At 69.7% G+C, this 18,249-nt stretch carries 18 protein-coding genes; 5 read left to right on the forward strand and 13 right to left on the reverse strand.

Annotated features, from left to right (window positions below; genetic code table 11):
- Positions 1 to 8: 8 nt before the first annotated feature.
- The 4 genes from ACFYMM_RS05310 to ACFYMM_RS05325 all read right to left on the reverse strand — a co-directional run bounded on the left by ACFYMM_RS05310 (position 9) and on the right by ACFYMM_RS05325 (position 4,193).
- Positions 9 to 1,646, reverse strand: a complete 1,638-nt coding sequence (locus ACFYMM_RS05310; protein ID WP_388384037.1) for a cytochrome bc complex cytochrome b subunit — start codon at positions 1,644 to 1,646, stop codon at positions 9 to 11.
- A complete protein-coding gene (locus tag ACFYMM_RS05315; protein WP_388384039.1) occupies positions 1,643 to 2,701 on the reverse strand; it encodes a Rieske 2Fe-2S domain-containing protein in 1,059 nt (352 codons plus the stop codon). Before ACFYMM_RS05315 ends, ACFYMM_RS05310 begins: the two co-directional genes overlap by 4 nt.
- Entirely contained in the window at positions 2,698 to 3,510 is an 813-nt protein-coding gene (locus tag ACFYMM_RS05320; protein ID WP_388384041.1) for a c-type cytochrome, read from the reverse strand. Before ACFYMM_RS05320 ends, ACFYMM_RS05315 begins: the two co-directional genes overlap by 4 nt.
- Before the next feature lie 62 nt (positions 3,511 to 3,572).
- Positions 3,573 to 4,193, reverse strand: coding sequence for a heme-copper oxidase subunit III (locus ACFYMM_RS05325; protein WP_388384043.1), 621 nt, complete (start codon positions 4,191 to 4,193; stop codon positions 3,573 to 3,575).
- 156 nt (positions 4,194 to 4,349) lie between these two features.
- On the opposite strand from ACFYMM_RS05325, the gene ACFYMM_RS05330 reads away from it, so the two are divergent.
- Positions 4,350 to 4,751 carry a hypothetical protein gene (locus ACFYMM_RS05330; protein ID WP_388384044.1) on the forward strand — a complete coding sequence of 134 codons (402 nt, stop codon included), beginning with the start codon at positions 4,350 to 4,352 and terminating at the stop codon, positions 4,749 to 4,751.
- A gap of 68 nt (positions 4,752 to 4,819) precedes the next feature.
- On the opposite strand, the gene ACFYMM_RS05335 is transcribed toward ACFYMM_RS05330, so the two are convergent.
- The 4 genes from ACFYMM_RS05335 to coxB all read right to left on the reverse strand — a co-directional run bounded on the left by ACFYMM_RS05335 (position 4,820) and on the right by coxB (position 9,339).
- Entirely contained in the window at positions 4,820 to 6,079 is a 1,260-nt protein-coding gene (locus ACFYMM_RS05335) for an Ig-like domain-containing protein (RefSeq protein WP_388384046.1), read from the reverse strand.
- A 172-nt stretch (positions 6,080 to 6,251) separates the two neighbouring features.
- Complete coding sequence (locus ACFYMM_RS05340; protein WP_388384048.1) at positions 6,252 to 6,650, reverse strand: cytochrome c oxidase subunit 4; 399 nt, start codon at positions 6,648 to 6,650, stop codon at positions 6,252 to 6,254.
- Complete coding sequence (gene ctaD, locus ACFYMM_RS05345) at positions 6,647 to 8,380, reverse strand: cytochrome c oxidase subunit I (RefSeq protein WP_388384049.1); 1,734 nt, start codon at positions 8,378 to 8,380, stop codon at positions 6,647 to 6,649. Before ctaD ends, ACFYMM_RS05340 begins: the two co-directional genes overlap by 4 nt.
- Positions 8,377 to 9,339 (reverse strand): cytochrome c oxidase subunit II, encoded by a 963-nt coding sequence (coxB, locus tag ACFYMM_RS05350; protein ID WP_388384051.1) that lies wholly within the window; start codon positions 9,337 to 9,339, stop codon positions 8,377 to 8,379. Before coxB ends, ctaD begins: the two co-directional genes overlap by 4 nt.
- A 283-nt stretch (positions 9,340 to 9,622) precedes the next feature.
- On the opposite strand from coxB, the gene ACFYMM_RS05355 reads away from it, so the two are divergent.
- Positions 9,623 to 11,023: a cysteine desulfurase/sulfurtransferase TusA family protein gene (locus tag ACFYMM_RS05355; protein ID WP_388384052.1), complete on the forward strand. Its 1,401-nt coding sequence runs from the start codon at positions 9,623 to 9,625 to the stop codon at positions 11,021 to 11,023.
- A 10-nt stretch (positions 11,024 to 11,033) separates the two neighbouring features.
- Here the strand turns inward: ACFYMM_RS05355 and ACFYMM_RS05360 are convergent, their stop codons facing one another.
- Positions 11,034 to 12,008, reverse strand: a complete 975-nt coding sequence (locus tag ACFYMM_RS05360; RefSeq protein WP_388384053.1) for a carbohydrate kinase family protein — start codon at positions 12,006 to 12,008, stop codon at positions 11,034 to 11,036.
- A 150-nt stretch (positions 12,009 to 12,158) separates the two neighbouring features.
- Here ACFYMM_RS05360 and ACFYMM_RS05365 point away from each other — a divergent pair, with 150 nt between their 5' ends.
- Positions 12,159 to 12,368 carry a hypothetical protein gene (locus ACFYMM_RS05365; RefSeq protein ID WP_388384055.1) on the forward strand — a complete coding sequence of 70 codons (210 nt, stop codon included), beginning with the start codon at positions 12,159 to 12,161 and terminating at the stop codon, positions 12,366 to 12,368.
- A 138-nt stretch (positions 12,369 to 12,506) separates the two neighbouring features.
- Entirely contained in the window at positions 12,507 to 14,033 is a 1,527-nt protein-coding gene (locus ACFYMM_RS05370) for a hypothetical protein (protein WP_388384057.1), read from the forward strand.
- Positions 14,034 to 14,114: 81 nt separating this feature from the next.
- Here the strand turns inward: ACFYMM_RS05370 and ACFYMM_RS05375 are convergent, their stop codons facing one another.
- Positions 14,115 to 14,471: an iron-sulfur cluster assembly accessory protein gene (locus ACFYMM_RS05375; RefSeq protein WP_030582488.1), complete on the reverse strand. Its 357-nt coding sequence runs from the start codon at positions 14,469 to 14,471 to the stop codon at positions 14,115 to 14,117.
- Positions 14,472 to 14,747: 276 nt separating this feature from the next.
- On the opposite strand from ACFYMM_RS05375, the gene nadA reads away from it, so the two are divergent.
- Entirely contained in the window at positions 14,748 to 15,932 is a 1,185-nt protein-coding gene (gene nadA, locus ACFYMM_RS05380) for a quinolinate synthase NadA (RefSeq protein WP_388384059.1), read from the forward strand.
- Between the two features lie 62 nt (positions 15,933 to 15,994).
- On the opposite strand, the gene ACFYMM_RS05385 is transcribed toward nadA, so the two are convergent.
- From ACFYMM_RS05385 to ACFYMM_RS05395, 3 genes are read right to left on the reverse strand one after another with little or no spacing between them, the layout of a single operon-like run.
- Positions 15,995 to 16,675: a response regulator gene (locus ACFYMM_RS05385; RefSeq protein ID WP_388384061.1), complete on the reverse strand. Its 681-nt coding sequence runs from the start codon at positions 16,673 to 16,675 to the stop codon at positions 15,995 to 15,997.
- Positions 16,672 to 17,907, reverse strand: a complete 1,236-nt coding sequence (locus ACFYMM_RS05390; protein WP_388384063.1) for a sensor histidine kinase — start codon at positions 17,905 to 17,907, stop codon at positions 16,672 to 16,674. Before ACFYMM_RS05390 ends, ACFYMM_RS05385 begins: the two co-directional genes overlap by 4 nt.
- Positions 17,908 to 17,959: 52 nt before the next feature.
- The gene (locus tag ACFYMM_RS05395) at positions 17,960 to 18,238 is read right to left on the reverse strand and encodes a hypothetical protein (RefSeq protein ID WP_388384502.1); all 279 of its coding nucleotides are present in this window, start codon (positions 18,236 to 18,238) and stop codon (positions 17,960 to 17,962) included.
- Between the last annotated feature and the right edge of the window lie 11 nt (positions 18,239 to 18,249).

Genomic DNA, 18,249 nt, shown 5'->3' on the forward strand with positions numbered 1-18,249 from the left:
ACGCAGGATCAGTGGTGGCCGTGGCCGCTCGTGATCTCCTTGTACTCGTCGACGGTGGGCTTCGGGATCTGCTGGTCCTCGCCGTAGTAGGCGTTGCTGAGCTTGGCGCGCAGCTTCTCGGACCCCTTCACCTTGCGCTCGACGCCGTTCTCGTCGACCGTCGGGCCGATCTCGGCCGGCTCGTACTGGTGGTGAGCCGTGAGGGTGTGCAGCTGCTCCTGGCTGAGCGGCTCGTGCACCTCGATGAACTCACCGTGCGGCAGGCGCTTGATGATGCCGGTCTCCCGGCCGTGCAGCACCTTGTCGCGGTCCCGACGCTGCAGACCGAGGCAGATCCGCTTGGTGAGGAAGAACGCGATGACCGGTCCGGCGAAGAACCCGATCCGGACGAACCAGGTGACGTCGTTGATCGACAGGTGGAAGTGGGTGGCCCACAGGTCGTTGCCACCGCCGACCAGCGTGATCATGTACATCGTGACCCAGGCGACACCCAGCGCGGTACGCGTCGGGGCGTTGCGCGGGCGGTCCAGGATGTGGTGCTCGCGCTTGTCGCCGGTGATCCAGGACTCGATGAACGGGTAGAGCGCCATCGCGGCCAGGACCACACCGAACAGGACCAGCGGGATGAACACGCCCAGGACGAGCGTGTGACCCCAGAAGTTGATCTCCCAGCCCGGCATGAAGCGGATCAGGCCCTCGGCGAAGCCCATGTACCAGTCGGGCTGGGCGCCGGTGGACACCTGGTCCGGACGGTAGGGGCCCATGGCCCAGATCGGGTTGATCTGGGTGACCGCCGCGATGGCCGCGATGACACCGAAGACCAGGAAGAAGAAGCCTCCGGCCTTGGCCATGTACACCGGCAGCAGCGGCATGCCGACGACGTTCTTCTCGGACTTTCCGGGACCCGCGAACTGCGTGTGCTTGTGGTAGAAGACCAGGATCAGGTGCGCCACCATCAGACCGAGCATGATGCCCGGCAGCAGCAGGATGTGGATCGAGTAGAACCGCGCCACGAAGTCGTGGCCCGGGAACTGCCCGCCGAAGAGGAAGAACGAGATGTACGTGCCGACGATCGGCATGGACAGGATCGCGCCCTCGGTGAAGCGGACACCGGTGCCGGAGAGCAGGTCGTCCGGGAGCGAGTAACCGGTGAAACCGGTGAACATGCCCAGGGCGAACAGCAGGAAGCCGAACAGCCAGTTGACCTCACGCGGCTTGCGGAACGCGCCGGTGAAGAACACGCGCATCATGTGCACGAACATGCCCGCGAGGAAGATCAGGGCGGCCCAGTGGTGGATCTGCCGGATGAGCAGACCACCGCGCACGTCGAAGGAGATGTGCAGGGTCGAACTGAACGCCTCGGACATCAGCTGGCCCTGCAGCGGGGCGTACGTGCCGTGGTACTCCACCTCGTTCATCGACGGGTGGAAGAACAGCGTCAGGTACACACCCGTGAGGATGATGATGATGAAGCTGTACATGCACACTTCGCCCAACATGAACGACCAGTGGTCGGGGAAGATCTTGCGCATGTTGGACTTGGCCAGGGAGTAGATCCCGAGCCGGCCGTCGGCCCAGTCGGCGATCCGCTCGCCGGCCGGAGCCTTCCCGCGGTTGCGGGGCTCTTCGTTCGTCGCAGTGCTCATCCGCGCTCCCAGAATGCAGGACCGACGGGCTCCTCGAAGTCGCCGAGCGCCTGGAGGTAACCGTCGTCGCTCACGCCGATCCGCAGCTGCGGCAGGGCGTGACCGGCCGGGCCGAAGATCACTCGGGCACCGTCGGAGAGGTCGAAGGTGGACTGGTGGCACGGGCACAGCACGTGGTGCGTCTGCTGCTCGTACAGGGAGATCGGGCAGCCGACGTGGGTGCAGATCTTCGAGTAGGCGACGATGCCCTCGTGCGACCACTCGAGTTCGCGCTTGTCCTTGATGTTGTCCGGCTGGAGCCGGACGATCATCAGGGCCGCCTTGGCCATCTCGTTCTGGAAGTCCTCGTCGGTCTCCTCCAGGCCCTCGGGCTTGGCGAAGGTCAGCGAGCCGACCTGGACGTCCGAGGGGCGCAGCGGCTGGTTGGTGTTCATGTTGACCAGCAGCTTGCCCTTGGACCACAGCGTGTGGCGGAGCGAGGTGCCCGGCAGCGGGCTGAGGTCGCGCAGCAGCATGACGCCGGAGAGCGGCACCAGGCTCAGCGCGCCGAACATCGTGTTGCGGATCAGCTTGCGGCGGCCGAGCGCCGACTCCTTGGCACCCTGCTTGAAGTCCGCGTGGACCTTGGCCCGCACGTCGGCGGGGGCCTCGATGGGGTGCCGGTCGTCGGCGACCTCCACGTCGGACATCAGGGTGCGGGCCCAGTGGACCGCGCCCGCGCCGATGCAGAACAGCGCCACGCCGAGGGACAGACCCAGCGCGAAGTTCAGCGCGCTGACGTGTCCGATCGGGAAGACGAAGATCGCCTTGGCGGGCGAGATCGTCACGTACGAGGCGATGAAGCCGACGGTGGCCAGCATCGACACCGTGAACAGCAGGGCGACGACGCGCTCGGACCGCTTGGCGGCCCGTTCGTCGATGTCCTGGATCCGGTGCTCGTGGGGCGGCAGCCCCGGGTCCGCGAACGGGTTCTCCTCGTCCGCGACGCTCACGGCTCCGTGCGCGTGGTCCTGCTCAGCGGGCAGGTTCTCTTCTGGAATGTCTTGGCTACTCATGACTTCTTGGCCTTTGCGGTCCGAGCGGCGACCCAGACGGCGACCGCGATCAGTGCACCGAGACCGAAGATCCAGGCGAACAGACCCTCGCTGACCGGCCCGAGGCCGCCCAGGTCGAGACCGCCGGGGTTCACCGTCTCGTCGCCGTTGACCGCGTTCAGGTACGCGATGATGTCCTTCTTGTTCTTCTCCGACAGGGTGGTGTCGGGGAAGGACGGCATGTTCTGCGGGCCCGTCTGCATGGCCTCGTAGATGTGCTTCGGATCGACGCCCGACAGGTCCGGCGCGAACTTGCCCTTGGTGAGCGCGCCGCCCTTGCCGACGAAGTTGTGGCACTGGGCGCAGTTGGTGCGGAACAGCTCGCCGCCCTTGGCGACGTCGGCGCCCATCGGGCCGTACTGGTCCTTGGTGGGCACCTGGGGACCGGCACCCAGCGAGGCGACGTAGGCCGCGATCTGGTCGATCTCCGCCTGCGTGTAGATGTTCTTCTTCTTCGGGACCTGCGGACCCTGCGAGGTGGCGGCCGGCATACGGCCGGTGGCCACCTGGAAGTCGACGGCGGCTGCGCCCACGCCCACCAGGCTCGGCCCGTCGGAGGAGCCCTGTCCACCGGTGCCGTGGCAGCTGGCGCAGCCGACCGAGTAGAGCTTCTTGCCCTCCTCGATGGTCAGGGACTGGGAGGTTTCATCAGCCTGCGCCTTGCTCGCGGGTGCGAACGCGGCGTACAGCCCCCCGGTGCATGCCAGCGCGAGGAGTAGGACGACGAGTGCCGCCAACGGATGGCGTCGTCGTGCGGAGAGCTTTTTCACGGATTACCCCGGTGTCAGGATCTTCTGCGTCGATGCTTCTGGATATGCGGGAGCGGTCCCGGCTACTTGATCAAATAGATCGTGGCGAAGAGGCCGATCCAGACGACATCGACGAAGTGCCAGTAGTAGGACACGACGATCGCGGCGGTCGCCTGCTCGTGCGTGAACCTCTTCGCCGCGTAGGTGCGGCCGAGGACCAGCAGGAAGGCGATGAGGCCACCCGTCACGTGCAGGCCGTGGAAACCGGTGGTCAGGTAGAACACCGAGCCGTACGGGTCGGAGGACAGCGAGATGCCGTCCTTCTTCACCAGCTCCGTGTACTCGTAGATCTGACCGCCGATGAAGATCGCACCCATGATGAAGGTGACGATGAACCAGCCCCGGAGCTTCTTCACGTCACCGCGCTCGGCGGCGAACACGCCGAGCTGGCAGGTGAGCGAGGAGAGCACCAGGATCGTGGTGTTCGTCGCGGAGAAGGGCACGTTGAGCGCGTGCGCCATCGTCTTCCAGTGATCCGGTCCGGTCACCGAACGCAGGGTGAAGTACATCGCGAAGAGGGCCGCGAAGAACATCAGCTCGGAACTCAGCCAGATGATGGTTCCGACGCTGGTGAGGTTCGGCCGGTTGACCGACGGGTGCGCGTGCCCGGTTTCTACTGTCGTTGCTGTCGCCACGACCGACATTATGTCGGTCGCTTATCCCGCCCTCACTCCGGGGGGTGCCGTTCGGAGTGTTGCTGCCTGCCGAACCAGTGCTGACGTGGGGTTCAGGGGAGTAACATCCGCCCCGAACGGCCCTGCTCGCAGCTGTCCGTACGACACTGACGTCTCGGAGGAACAATGCAGCCGACCGCCACGGTGCTGGTCTACAGCGACGACTCCAACACCCGGGAACAGGTACGGCTGGCCTCCGGCCGTCGGCCGGCTCCGGACGTGCCCCAGGTCGAGTTCGTGGAGTGTGCGACGCCGCACGCGGTGCTGGCCGAGCTGGACAAGGGGGGCATCGACGTCTGCGTGCTCGACGGCGAGGCCGTGCCGATGGGCGGCATGGGCATGTGCCGGCAGATCAAGGACGAGGTGTTCAACTGTCCGCCGGTGCTGCTGCTGATGGGGCGGCCGCAGGACGCGTGGCTGGCCACCTGGAGCCGGGCCGACGCGGCGGTGACCCTGCCGGTCGACCCCGTCGAGTTCGCTGGGGCACTGGCCGCGCTGCTCCGGCAGAAGCGGCTGCTGAGCGCCTGACGGGCGCGGGTGCGGGGGCTGTGCGCGCCGCGGCCCCCGCGGCCCTCGCCGGCTGTCCCCGAGGGGACTCAGACGCTCTCCGGCTGCAGTCTCACCGCCGCCTCCGGGGCCGGACCGTCCGGTCTGCCGTTGGCCAGCGCACTGCCCGTGCGCCATTTGGCCCAGGTGACGTTCCAGTCGCCGAAGCCGTTGCCGAACGGTTCCATCGGGTCGCCGTTGGAGTTGACGACCTTGACGATGTCGCCCTCGCGGACGGTGTCGAAGAACCACTCCGCGTTGCCCGTGCTCATGCCGGTGCAGCCGTGGCTGACGTTCTCGTAGCCCTGGGAGCCGACGGACCAGGGCGCGGCATGGACGTACTCGCCCGACCAGGTGACCCGGGTGGCGTAGTAGACCGGCAGGTCGTACGAGTCCGAGCTGCCCTCGGCGATGCCCACGGTGGTGCCGCGCATGCGTACGAAGTACTGCTTGGCCAGGATCACCTTGACGCCGTTGCGGGTCTCGTAGCCGGGCTTGCCGGTGGTGACCGGGATCTGGTTGATCTCCTTGTCGTTCTTGTAGACCGTCATCTGGTGGGCCGCGGCGTCCGTGACGGCCACCAGCTTGTCGCCGGTGGTGATCTTCAGCGGCTTGCTCCCGGCGCCCCACAGCCGGTCGCCGACCCGGACGCCGTCCAGGTTGCTGTGCACCCGGACGGTGGCGTGCACGGGCCAGTACTCCTTGGGGCGGTAGTGCAGCTCCTTGCCGCTCACCCAGTACCAGGCGCCCGGCACGGCGGGAGTGGAGTCGACCCTCAGGGCGCGCTCCACGACGGCCCGCTGGGCCCGGTCCTTGACCTCCTGGTCGAGCTGGGCGGTGATGGGCTGTCCCACGCCGTACTCGCCCGCGTCCGGCCCGAAGGTGACGTTCAGCCGCTTCTTGGTGGTCGGCTTGCTGGTGTCGAAGCTGAGGACCTTGCGACCGGGCGCCCCGTCGTCGTCCTCGGTACTGACCTGGACCGTGTAGTGGGCGTTGGCGGCCAACGGGGAGGTGCTGTGCCACCGGCTGCCGTCGGCGGCGAGTTCGCCCGCCACGTAGCGCCCCGTGGCGTCCTGGGCGGTGACGTCCGTGATGCGCCCCTCGCCGTCCTTGGCGGTGACCTCCAGGGGCTTGTCCGGGTCGGCCCGCTTGCCTTCCGCGGGGCCGTTGAAGGAGATCTGGTCCGCCGCGTCGTACGGCTTGTCCGACAGGGGGTTGCCGTCGGAACCGCAGGCGGCGAAGCCCGCGCCGAGGGCGGTCACCAGCAGCGTGCAGCCGATGACGGTGCGGGTCCGCGGAGGAGTGTTCATACGATCACGCTATGAGGCGTCGATCGCATAGGCATGGCACGTACCTCGTACGAGGGACGGACATTGCTCCAACGGACGGACCGGCCGGGACGGGCGCGTCGAGGGCCGGGGAAAGGCGGGAGCCCGGACCCTCCTGACGGAGTGTCCGGGCTCTCGTGGGCCACCGGGTGTGCTACTGGGTGCGGTTCTCACCGTGGTAGTACTCGAAGACCCAGCCGAACAGGCCGATCATGATGATCGGTGCCGAGAAGTACAGCAGCCACCAGCCGACGGCGATGCCGAGGAAGGCCAGCGCGCCGCCGATGCCGAGGGCGAGCGGCTGCCAGCTGTGCGGGCTGAAGAACCCGAGCTCGCCCGCGTCGTCCGCGACGTCGGCCTCCTTGTCGTCCTGGGCGCCCGCGTCGACCCGCCGGGCGGTGAAGCCCAGGTAGAAGCCGATCATGATGCTCAGGCCGAAGGCCAGGAAGAGCGCCGTGGTACCGGCCGGCTCCTTCGACCACACGCCATAGACGATCGCCATGACGAGGATGAAGGCGCTCAGCCAGACGAACATCCGGCCCTGGATCTTCACTTTCCGGCCTCCTTGCTGCCCGCGACGGCGCTGCCGTGACCGGCGTGCTCAAGCTGCTCCAGCGCGGCGATCTCGGGGTGGTGCAGGTCGAACGCCGGGGATTCGCTGCGGATCCGCGGCAGGGTGAGGAAGTTGTGCCGCGGCGGCGGGCAGGAGGTCGCCCACTCCAGGGAACGGCCGTAGCCCCACGGGTCGTCGACGCCGACCGGCTTGCCGTACTTGGCCGTCTTCCACACGTTGTAGAGGAACGGCAGGATCGACAGGCCGAGCACGAAGGAGCTGATCGTCGAGATCGTGTTCAGGGCGGTGAAGCCGTCGGCCGCGAGGTAGTCGGCGTAACGACGCGGCATGCCCTCGGCACCGAGCCAGTGCTGGACCAGGAAGGTGCCGTGGAAGCCGATGAACAGCGTCCAGAAGGTGATCTTGCCGAGGCGCTCGTCGAGCATCTTGCCGGTCATCTTCGGCCACCAGAAGTGGAACCCGGAGAACATCGCGAAGACGACGGTGCCGAAGACGACGTAGTGGAAGTGCGCCACCACGAAGTACGAGTCCGAGACGTGGAAGTCCATCGGGGGCGAGGCCAGGATGACACCGGTCAGACCACCGAACGTGAAGGTGACCAGGAAGCCGGTGGCCCAGAGCATCGGTGTCTCGAAGGACAGCGAGCCCTTCCACATCGTGCCGATCCAGTTGAAGAACTTCACACCGGTCGGCACGGCGATCAGGAACGTCATGAAGGAGAAGAACGGGAGCAGGACGCCGCCGGTGACGTACATGTGGTGGGCCCACACGGTCACGGACAGGCCGGCGATGGAGATGGTCGCGGCGATCAGGCCCATGTAGCCGAACATCGGCTTGCGGGAGAACACCGGGATCACTTCGCTGATGATGCCGAAGAACGGCAGGGCGATGATGTACACCTCTGGATGGCCGAAGAACCAGAAGAGGTGTTGCCAGAGCAGGGCTCCGCCGTTTGCCGCGTCGAAGACGTGGGCGCCGAATTTTCGGTCCGCCTCCAGGGCGAACAGCGCGGCGGCCAGGACCGGGAAGGCGAGCAGGACCAGTACGGCGGTCAGCAGCACGTTCCACACGAAGATCGGCATGCGGAACATGGTCATGCCGGGCGCGCGCATGCAGATGATCGTGGTGATGAAGTTGACCGCGCCGAGGATGGTGCCGAAGCCGGAGAAGGCCAGACCCATGATCCACATGTCGGCGCCGATGCCCGGCGAGCGGACCGCGTCGGACAGCGGGCTGTAGGCGAACCAGCCGAAGTCCGCCGCGCCCTGCGGGGTGAGGAAGCCGCCGACGGCGATCGACGAGCCGAACAGGTACAGCCAGTAGGCGAACATGTTCAGCCGCGGGAACGCCACGTCCGGCGCGCCGATCTGCAGCGGCATGATCCAGTTCGTGAAACCGGCGAACAGCGGCGTCGCGAACATCAGCAGCATGATCGTGCCGTGCATCGTGAACGCCTGGTTGAACTGCTCGTTCGACATGATCTGCAGGCCCGGCCGGGCCAGCTCGGCACGCATCAGCAGCGCCATCACGCCGCCGATCAGGAAGAACGCGAACGACGTGACCAGGTACATCGTGCCGATGGTCTTGTGGTCGGTGGTGGTCAGCCACTTCACCACGACATTGCCGGGCTGCTTGCGCCTGACCGGCAGCTCGTCCGCGTACGCGCCTTCAGCTGCCGCGGCACCCTGGGGTTCGTTGAGGATGCTCACAGGTTGTTCGTCTCCCGGTTCTTCTCGTGGCTCGTCTGCGCGATGCCGGCGGGAATGTAACCGGTCTGCCCCTTCTTGACGAGGTCCTTGAGGTGCTGCTGGTAGGCGGCCGGAGAGACGACCTTCACGTTGAACAGCATCCGGGAGTGGTCGACACCGCACAGCTCGGCGCACTTGCCGAGGAAGGTGCCCTCCTTGTTGGGGGTCACCTGGAAGGCGTTGGTGTGGCCCGGGATGACGTCCATCTTCATCAGGAACGGCACCACCCAGAAGGAGTGGATGACATCACGCGAGGTCAGGACGAAGCGGACCGTCTCACCCTTGGGCAGCCACAGCGTCGGACCGGGGTTGCCGGTCTGCGGGTTCCGCGTGCCCGGCGTACCGACGTCGTAGACACCGCCGGCGTTCGCCGGGAACTCGTTCTTGAACCGGTCCGGAATGGCGTTCAGGTTCGCGTCGGTCTTCGCGTCGCCCGTGGAACCGGCGACGGGCTCGATGTAGTTGAAGCCCCAGCTCCACTGGAAGCCGACCACGTTGACCGTGACGTCCGGCTTCTTGTCGGTGAGGCTGAGGAGCTTCGTCTCGTCCCGGGCCGTGAAGTAGAACAGCACCGAGATGATGATGATCGGGACCACCGTGTACAGGGCCTCGATCGGCATGTTGTACCGGGTCTGCGGAGGTACCTCGACCTTGGTGCGGCTGCGCCGGTGGAACATGGCGCTCCACAGGATCAGGCCCCACACCAGCACGCCGACGGCGAGCGCGGCTGCCCAGGAGCCCTGCCACAGGGAGAGGATCCGCGGAGCCTCTTCCGTGGTCGGGGTGGGCATACCAAGGCGGGGGAAGTCCTTGTATGTGCAACCGGTTGCGGTCGCCAGGACCAGGCCCGCGGTCAGTGCCTGCAGCAGCTTCCGCCGCATCGGGCGCCGCGGCGAGCGGTCGGAGCCGTTGGGACTCACGTAGCGCCTTCCCGAGAGTCTCGCCCGCGCGCCGGCTGCGGCCTGCCTTCTCGCTGGTCGGTCGCCGCCCTGCGTCGGGCAGGGGTTTGGATGTTTATGCGGACCAAACCCTAGCCGACGCCCTCCGGGGGTTCGCGGGGAGGGGTGCCTTGTGGGCGGGGCGGTTAGCTGGATTGGCGGGTGCGGGTCGGTCGGGGCTGGTCGCGCCCCGCGACGGGGCCGCCGACGGCACGGCCCGGCGCCCCCGGGGTCGGCTTCCCGGGGGAAGTTCTACCGTTGCCGTGTGCCCTACTTCGACGCCGCGTCCGGCGCTCCCCTCCATCCCGTCGCCCGTCAGGCGCTGTTGGCCTCGCTCGACGAGGGGTGGGCGGATCCCGCCCGTCTGTACCGCGAGGGCCGCAGGGCCCGGATGCTGCTGGACGCCTCCCGGGAGGCCGCCGCGGAGGCCGTCGGCTGCAGGCCGGACGAGATGGTGTTCACCTCCTCCGGGACGCGGGCCGCGCACTCGGGGATCTCGGGGGCGCTGGCCGGGCGCCGCCGGGTCGGACGTCACCTGATCGTGTCAGCCGTCGAACACTCCTCGGTGCTCCACGCCGCCGACGCCCATGAGGCGGACGGCGGCACGGTCACCCGGTTGGGTGTCGGCCGGACCGGAGCGGTGGACGCCCAGGTCTACGCGGCCGGGCTGCGGCCGGACACCGCCCTGGCCTGTCTCCAGTCCGCCAACCACGAGGTGGGGACCGTGCAGCCGGTCGCGGAGGTGGCCGAGGCGTGCCGGGCGGCAGGGGTGCCGTTGCTGGTGGACGCGGCGCAGTCGCTGGGGTGGGGGCCCGTCGAGGGGGCCTGGTCGCTGCTCACGGCGAGTGCGCGCAAATGGGGCGGCCCGCCCGGGGTCGGGCTGCTCGTGGTGCGCAAGGGTGTCCGGTTCTCGGTGCGGGGGCCGGTGGACGAACGGGAGTCGGGGCGGGCGGCCGGGTTCGAGAACATCCCGGCAATCGTCGCCGCGGTGGCCTCGCTGCGGGCGGTGCGGGCCGAGGCGGCCCAGGAGGCGGTACGGCTGCGGGAGCTGACGGAGCGGATCCGGGCCCGGGTGCCGCGGCTGGTGCCGGACGTGGAGGTGGTCGGCGATCCGGAGCGGCGGCTGCCCGGCATCGTCACCTTCTCCTGTCTCTATGTCGACGGTGAGGCACTGCTGCACGAGCTGGACCGCGGGGGTTTCTCCGTGTCGTCCGGGTCGTCCTGCACGAGCAGCACCCTGACGCCCAGCCATGTGCTGAAGGCGATGGGCGTGCTGAGTGAGGGAAACGTGAGGGTTTCGCTGCCGGTGGGGACGGCCGAGGAGGACGTCGAACGGTTCCTCGGGGTGCTGCCGGGGGTGGTGGCGGGGGTCCGGGAGAAGCTGGGGATCCGGGAGGAGCCGGGAGCGCCCGCACCGCAGACCGTGGCCGGGGCGGGGGCGGCGGAACTGGTCGTCGACTCCCTGGGCAAGCGGTGCCCGATCCCCGTCATCGAGCTGGCGAAGGTCATCGGGGAGGTGCCGGTGGGGGGCACCGTACGGGTGCTGTCGGACGACGAGGCGGCCCGGCTGGACATCCCGGCCTGGTGCGAGATGCGGGGGCAGGAGTACGCGGGCGAGGAGCCGGCGGAGCGGGGTACGGCGTACCTGGTCCGCCGGCTGGCCTGACCGGGCCGCGTCAGCCCAGGTGGGCGCGGACCTCTCCGGCCGCCTCGTCGCCGTACGCCTTGGTGAAGCGCTCCATGAAGTGGGCCCGGCGCAGCTGGTACTCCTGTGTGCCGACCGTCTCGATCACGAGGGTGGCCAGCATGCATCCGATCTGGGCCGCGCGCTCCAGGGAGACCCCCCAGGCGAGCCCCGAGAGGAACCCGGCGCGGAAGGCGTCGCCGACGCCGGTGGGGTCGGCCTTGCGCTCCTCGTCGGGGCAGCCGACCTCGATCGGGTCCTCGCCGACGCGCTCGATGCGCACACCGCGCGAGCCGAGGGTGGTGACCCGGTGGCCGACCTTGGCGAGGATCTCCGCGTCGCTCCAGCCGGTCTTGGTCTCGATGAGGCCCTTCTCGTACTCGTTGGAGAAGAGGTACGTCGCCCCGTCCAGCAGTATCCGGATCTCGTCGCCGTTCATGCGGGCGATCTGCTGGGAGAAGTCGGCGGCGAACGGGATGGTCCGCGAGCGGCACTCCTCGGTGTGGCGGAGCATCGCCTCCGGGTCGTCGGCGCCGATCAGGACCAGGTCGAGGCCGCCGACGCGGTCGGCGACGGTCTTCAGCTCGATCTGCCGGGCCTCGCTCATCGCGCCCGTGTAGAAGGAGCCGATCTGGTTGTGGTCGGCGTCGGTGGTGCACACGAAGCGGGCGGTGTGCAGCGTCTCGGAGATGCGCACCGAGTCGGTGTCGACGCCGTGCCGGTCCAGCCAGGCGCGGTACTCGTCGAAGTCGAAGCCGGCGGCGCCGACCAGGAGGGGCCGGGTGCCGAGCTGGCCCATGCCGAAGGCGATGTTCGCGCCGACGCCGCCCCGGCGTACGTCCAGGTTGTCGACCAGGAAGGAGAGCGAGACCGTGTGCAGCTGGTCCGCGACGAGCTGGTCGGCGAAGCGGCCGGGGAAGGTCATGAGGTGGTCGGTGGCGATGGAGCCGGTGACTGCGATGCGCACGGCGTGGATTCTCCTGCGGGGAGGGAGTTTGACGGTTGACGCTAACCGGTGACGGTCCACGCTATCCGGTCCGGACCCGCCACTGAAGTCGGCAGAACTACCCGATAGTAGATCTTTCTTCGCGGGCCCGAGCGTGTCTAACGTTCGGTTATGACGAACCTCAAGGTCCGCTTCACAGCTCCGGCGGAACCGGACGGCGACCTGGCGTCGCTGCGCGGTGACTGCGCCCGGATGGCCCCGCACTGGACGACGCCGGAGCACGCCGAGTCCCGTCCGGTGTCCCCGTCGCTCATCCACGGGGTGACCGTGCCGGTGAAGTCCGCGCGGCTGCTGGACGCGATGTCGGACTACGGCGACTGAACCGCCGGCCGAACCGTCCCTCGGGCCCCACGGCCGGGGGCGCTCCGGCGCGCTCCGGGGAACCGTGCGCTCCCCTCCCGCGTCCCATCGCCGTCCCCCGCGCGGGGGATACGGGATACGACGGCGAGGAGCGATGCGGTGAACACCGAGCAACCCGACCACGGCGACGACGCGGTCGCCGAGACGCCCGGCGGCGCGGACGAGCGGTCCGCCCGGCGCCGTTCCCCGGTGGTGATCGCCTCGGTCGCGGCCGCCGTGCTGCTGGTGGGCGGTGGCGGGTACCTGGTGGCGCGGGCCGGCTCCCACGGCGGTACGAGCCCGTCGGCGTCGGGCCGGGACGGTACTCCCCCGCCGCTCGCCCTGGACGGCTGGTCGGCCGGTACGAACGGCGTCGCGCCCGGTGAGCCGGATCCGTACGGCGTCACGTACCGGGCCTCGGGCACGCTCCCGGACGGGCCCGGCTCGGCGCCGGTGTACGTGGCGAAGGGCGAGGTGGGCAAGGACGAGGTGGCCCGGCTGGCCAGGGCGCTCGGGCTGAAGGGGGCGCCGGTGGCCGACGGTCAGGTCTGGCGGGTCGGGGCGGGCGGCGCCGGTGCGGGCGCGAACCTCCAGGTGAACCGGGAGGCGCCGGGCCTGTGGACGTACAGCCGGTACGCGCCGGGCACCGACGACTGCCGCAAGGTGACCGTGTGCGTCCACGATCCCATGGCGCCGGCGGGCGCCCCGGTGAGCGTGGCGGACGCCCGGACGACGGCGGCGCCGGTGCTGAAGGCGCTCGGGCAGGACGACGCGAAGATCGACGCGAGCCGGGTCCTGGGCGCCCAGCGGGTCGTCGACGCGGACCCGGTCGTCGGCGGGCTGCCCACGAACGGCTGGACGACCGGGCTGACCGTCGGCGAGCGGGGCGAGCTGGTCGGCGGCCACGGGATGGTGCGGACGCCGCCGAAGGGAGCCGTGTACCCCGTTCTGGGGGCGAGGAGGACGCTGGAGCTGATGAACGCGGCGCCGCGCGGCGACCACCGGATGGGCATCGGCGGCTGTACGAGTCCGGTGCCGGCCAAGGACCGGCTGGAGCAGCCGTGCGGCGCGCCGCCCGCGTCCGCGGCGCCGGCGGCGGGCTCGGTCACCGTCGGCAAGGCGGTGTTCGGGCTGGCCTCGCGCTCGGTCGGCGGTCGGCAGGCGCTGGTGCCGGCCTGGCTGTTCGAGGTGCGCGGGGCGCAGGCGGGGGGCCTGTCCACGGTGGCGTATCCGGCGGTGGACCCGAGGTACGTGGCGGCCCCCTCGAAGCCGTCGCAGCCGACGCCGCCGGCGCAGTCGTCGCCGTCGTCGCAGTCGTCGCCGTCGTCGCCGAAGAGTTCCCCGGGGTCCGGTGGGACGAAGACCGAGGACGTCAAGGTGGACGGCTACACGGCCGACGGGCGGAACCTGAGCGTGACGTTCACCGGCGGGGTGTGCGCCGACTACACGGCGGCGGCGAAGGAGAGTTCGGGCACCGTGACGCTCACGGTGACCGAGAAACGGTGGCCGGACAAGATCTGCGTCCTGATCGCCCGGCAGTACACGAAGACCGTACGGCTGGACGCGCCGCTGGACGGCCGGACGGTGGTCGGGACGGACGGCGCCCGGATCCCGGTCGCGCGGCACGGCTCGCCCCTGCAGCGCTAGGCCACGCGACGCAGGAAGGCGGCGGCCCCGTCGGAGGGGTCGCCGCCTTCCCGTGTTCTCCGGCCGGCCCGGCCGGACGACTCAGCTGAAGGAGTCGCCGCAGGCGCAGGAGCCCGTCGCGTTCGGGTTGTCGATCGTGAAGCCCTGCTTCTCGATGGTGTCCACGAAGTCGATGGACGCGCCGCCCAGGTACGGGGCGCTCATGCGGTCGGTGACGACCTTGACGCCGCCGAAGTCCTTGACGACGTCGCCGTCGAGCGAGCGCTCGTCGAAGAAGAGCTGGTAGCGCAGGCCGGAGCAGCCGCCGGGCTGAACGGCGACGCGCAGGGCCAGGTCGTCACGGCCTTCCTGGTCGAGCAGGGCCTTGACCTTCGCCGCGGCGGCGTCGGACAGGATGATGCCGTCGGTGACGGTGCTGGTCTCGTCCGATACGGACATCTACATCTCTCCCGGGTTGTACGGAGACTGCTTGCCGACGAGTGCAACCGGCGCGTCCGCGGATTCATTCCGGGCCGGGCATTCGCGTTTTCGCGTTTTTTCCTGTTCCTTCATGCTCGCACACGGCCGTGCGCTTCGGCAGCGGCCGACGGGCGGGGCCGCCGGGATTCACGTCACACCGACGCTATGGGCATCGTCAAACTGACGTGAAGCGTTTATGATAGATAGCGTCAATTCGACGAAAAGCACTCCCGCAGAACAGAAAGGGTGCGTGTCGTGACCACCGCCCAGACCCAGGAGCTCGACGTACAGCCGACTCCGCTCGCCCTGCTGCTGCTCGGCCGCGAGGCCGACCCGAAGAGCGAGCGGGGCGTCGAGTGTCCCGGTGACCTGCCCTCGCCGTCCGACCCGGACCTGGTCGAGCGCGCCCGCGCGGCCAAGGAGAAGCTCGGCGACAAGGTCTTCGTGCTCGGCCACCACTACCAGCGCGACGAGGTGATCCAGTTCGCCGATGTCACGGGCGACTCCTTCAAGCTGGCCCGGGACGCGGCCGCGCGCCCGGAGGCCGAGTACATCGTCTTCTGCGGTGTGCACTTCATGGCCGAGTCGGCGGACATCCTGACCTCCGACGACCAGAAGGTGGTCCTGCCCGACCTGGCGGCCGGCTGCTCGATGGCCGACATGGCCACCGCCGAACAGGTGGCGGAGTGCTGGGACGTGCTGACCGAGGCCGGGGTGGCCGAGCAGGTGGTCCCGGTGTCGTACATGAACTCCTCGGCGGACATCAAGGCGTTCACCGGCAGGCACGGCGGCACGATCTGCACCTCGTCGAACGCGAGGAACGCCCTCGAGTGGGCGTTCGAGCAGGGCGAGAAGGTCCTCTTCCTGCCGGACCAGCACCTGGGCCGCAACACCGCCGTCCGCGACCTGGGCATGTCCCTGGACGACTGCGTGGTCTACAACCCGCACAAGCCGAACGGCGGCCTGACGACCGAGCAGCTGCGCGCCGCGAGGATGATCCTGTGGCGCGGCCACTGCTCGGTCCACGGCCGCTTCAGCCTGGACTCGGTGAACGACGTGCGCGCCCGCATCCCCGGCGTGAACGTCCTCGTCCACCCGGAGTGCAGGCACGAGGTCGTGGCCGCCGCCGACTACGTCGGCTCGACCGAGTACATCATCAAGGCGCTGGAGGCGGCTCCGGCTGGCTCCAAGTGGGCGATCGGCACGGAGCTGAACCTGGTCCGCCGCCTGGCGAACCGTTTCGCACCCGAGGGCAAGGAGATCGTCTTCCTGGACCGGACGGTCTGCTTCTGCTCGACCATGAACCGCATCGACCTCCCGCACCTGGTCTGGACGCTGGAGTCGCTGGCCGAGGGCAACCTGGTCAACCGCATCGAGGTCGACCAGGAGACGGAGGCGTTCGCGAAGCTGGCGCTGGAGCGGATGCTGGCGCTGCCGTAAATCGCTTACGCGGGGGCCGGGTCTCGTGGCGGACCCGGCCGCTGTCCGGGACGCGGTGGCGGTCAGTCCGTCCGCGGGCGTACCAGCCCGGACTCGTAGGCGATCACCACGAGCTGGGCCCGGTCGCGGGCGCCCAGCTTGGCCATGGCCCGGTTGACGTGCGTCTTCACGGTCAGCGGGCTCACTTCGAGGCGCTCGGCTATCTCGTCGTTGGAGTGGCCGCCGGCGACCTGCACGAGCACCTCGCGCTCCCGGCCGGTGAGCGCGCCGAGCCGTTCGGAGCGGGCCGGGTCACGGTCGGCGTCGGCGTCCCCCTGGGCCAGGAAGCGGGCGATCAGGCCCTTGGTGGCGGTCGGGGACAGCAGTGCCTCACCGCCGGCGGCGACCCGGATGGCGTTCAGCAGTTCCTCGGGCTCGCTGCCCTTGCCGAGGAAGCCGGAGGCGCCCGCGCGCAGGGCCTGGACCACGTAGTCGTCGACCTCGAAGGTGGTCAGGATGACCACCCGGACATGGCCGAGGGACGGGTCCGCGCTGATCAGACGGGTGGCGGCGAGGCCGTCGGTGCCGGGCATCCGGATGTCCATGAGGACGACGTCGGCCCGCCGCTCCTTGGTCAGCAGCAGCGCCTGGGCGCCGTCGGAGGCCTCGCCGACCACCTCCATGTCGGGCTCGGAGTCGACCAGCACCCGGAAGGCGCTGCGCAGGAGTGCCTGGTCGTCGGCGAGCAGGACGCGGATCGTCATACGGGCTCTCCCGGGGCGGGGGTGCGGGGCTTGGTCTTGACCGGCAGGATCGCATGCACGCGGAATCCGCCGCCGTAGCGGGGACCGGTGGTGAGGGTGCCGCCGACGGCGGTGACCCGCTCGCGCATGCCGAGCAGCCCGTGCCCGCCGCCGGTGCCGGCGGCGCGGTCCTCTCCGGAGCCGTCGTCGAGGACGGTGACCTCGACGTTCGGTCCCACGCGTACGACGCTGACCTCGGCCCTGGCCTCGGTGCCGACGTGCTTCTGCACGTTGGTGAGGGCTTCCTGGATGATCCGGTAGGCGGCCAGGTCGACGGCGGCGGGAAGTTCGGTGCCCTGGTCGGCGCGGGCGACCTCGACCCGGAGCCCGGCGTTGCGGAAGGTGCCGGCGAGTTCCTCCAGGCGGCTGAGGCCGGGGGCGGGTTCGGTGGGGGCCTCGGGATCGCCGGACTGGCGGAGCAGGCCGACGGTGGCGCGCAGTTCGTTGAGCGCCGAGCGGCTGGCCTCGCGTACGTGGGCGAGGGCCTCCTTGGCCTGGTCGGGGCGCTTGTCCATGACGTGGGCGGCGACCCCGGCCTGCACGTTGACCAGGGCGATGTGGTGGGCGACGACGTCGTGCAGGTCGCGGGCGATGCGCAGGCGTTCCTCGGCGACCCGGCGGCGGGCCTCCTCCTCGCGGGTGCGTTCGGCGCGTTCGGCGCGTTCGCGGATGGCCTGGACGACCGCACGCCGGCTGCGGACGGCGTCCCCGGCGGTGGCGCCGATCCCGGTCCAGGCGAAGATGGCGAGGTTCTCCTGCGCGTACCAGGGCAGCGGGCCGGCGAGCATGGCGGCGCCGGTCAGCACGGTCATGGTGAGCAGGCCGACGCGCAGGGTGGTGGTGCGGTCGGTGGTCGAGGCGACGGTGTAGAGGGCGACGACGGCGGTCATGGCGACCGGGGCGCGCGGATCTCCGGTGACGCTCTCGATCAGGGAGACGGTGCCGGTGACGGCGAGGACCGTCCTCGGCGCGTTGCGGCGGTACACGAGCGCGGCGGCGCCCACGGTGATGAGCACCAGGCCGAGCGGATCGGGCGAGCGGACGCCCCAGCTGACCCCGTGGTCGCCCCGGGCCCCCTGGGGGGTCACGAACGACCCGACGATCATGCACACCAGCACGCCGGCGGCGAGGGCCGCGTCCAGGGCGAGGGGATGCGCCTTGAGCCGGCAGCGGGCGCGGTCCAGAGTGCTCACGTAGGGAACAGTACGTCCCCGCGGACGCCACCCCCAGGGGCTGCCCGGTCGCTCAGCCCGGGATCAGTCCGTCGTCCCTCAGCAGGTCCCGGACCTCCTCCAGCGTCGCGTCGGGCGACGGGAGGATGAGGTCGGAGGGCTCCAGGGAGTCGTCGGGCAGTGGCTCGCCCAGGTCGCGGACCCTGGCCAGGAGTGCCTGGAAGGTACGGCGGAACGCGGGGCCGTCGCCGCCCTTAATCTCGGCGAGCAGTTCGTCGTCCAGCCTGTTCAGTTCGGCGAGGTGGCTGTCGGCCAGCCTCACCTGCCCCTCCCCCATGATCCGTACGACCATGTCGGCCATGT

The organism is Streptomyces sp. NPDC006739 (assembly GCF_042869815.1).
In the GTDB taxonomy this organism is placed as follows: domain Bacteria; phylum Actinomycetota; class Actinomycetes; order Streptomycetales; family Streptomycetaceae; genus Streptomyces.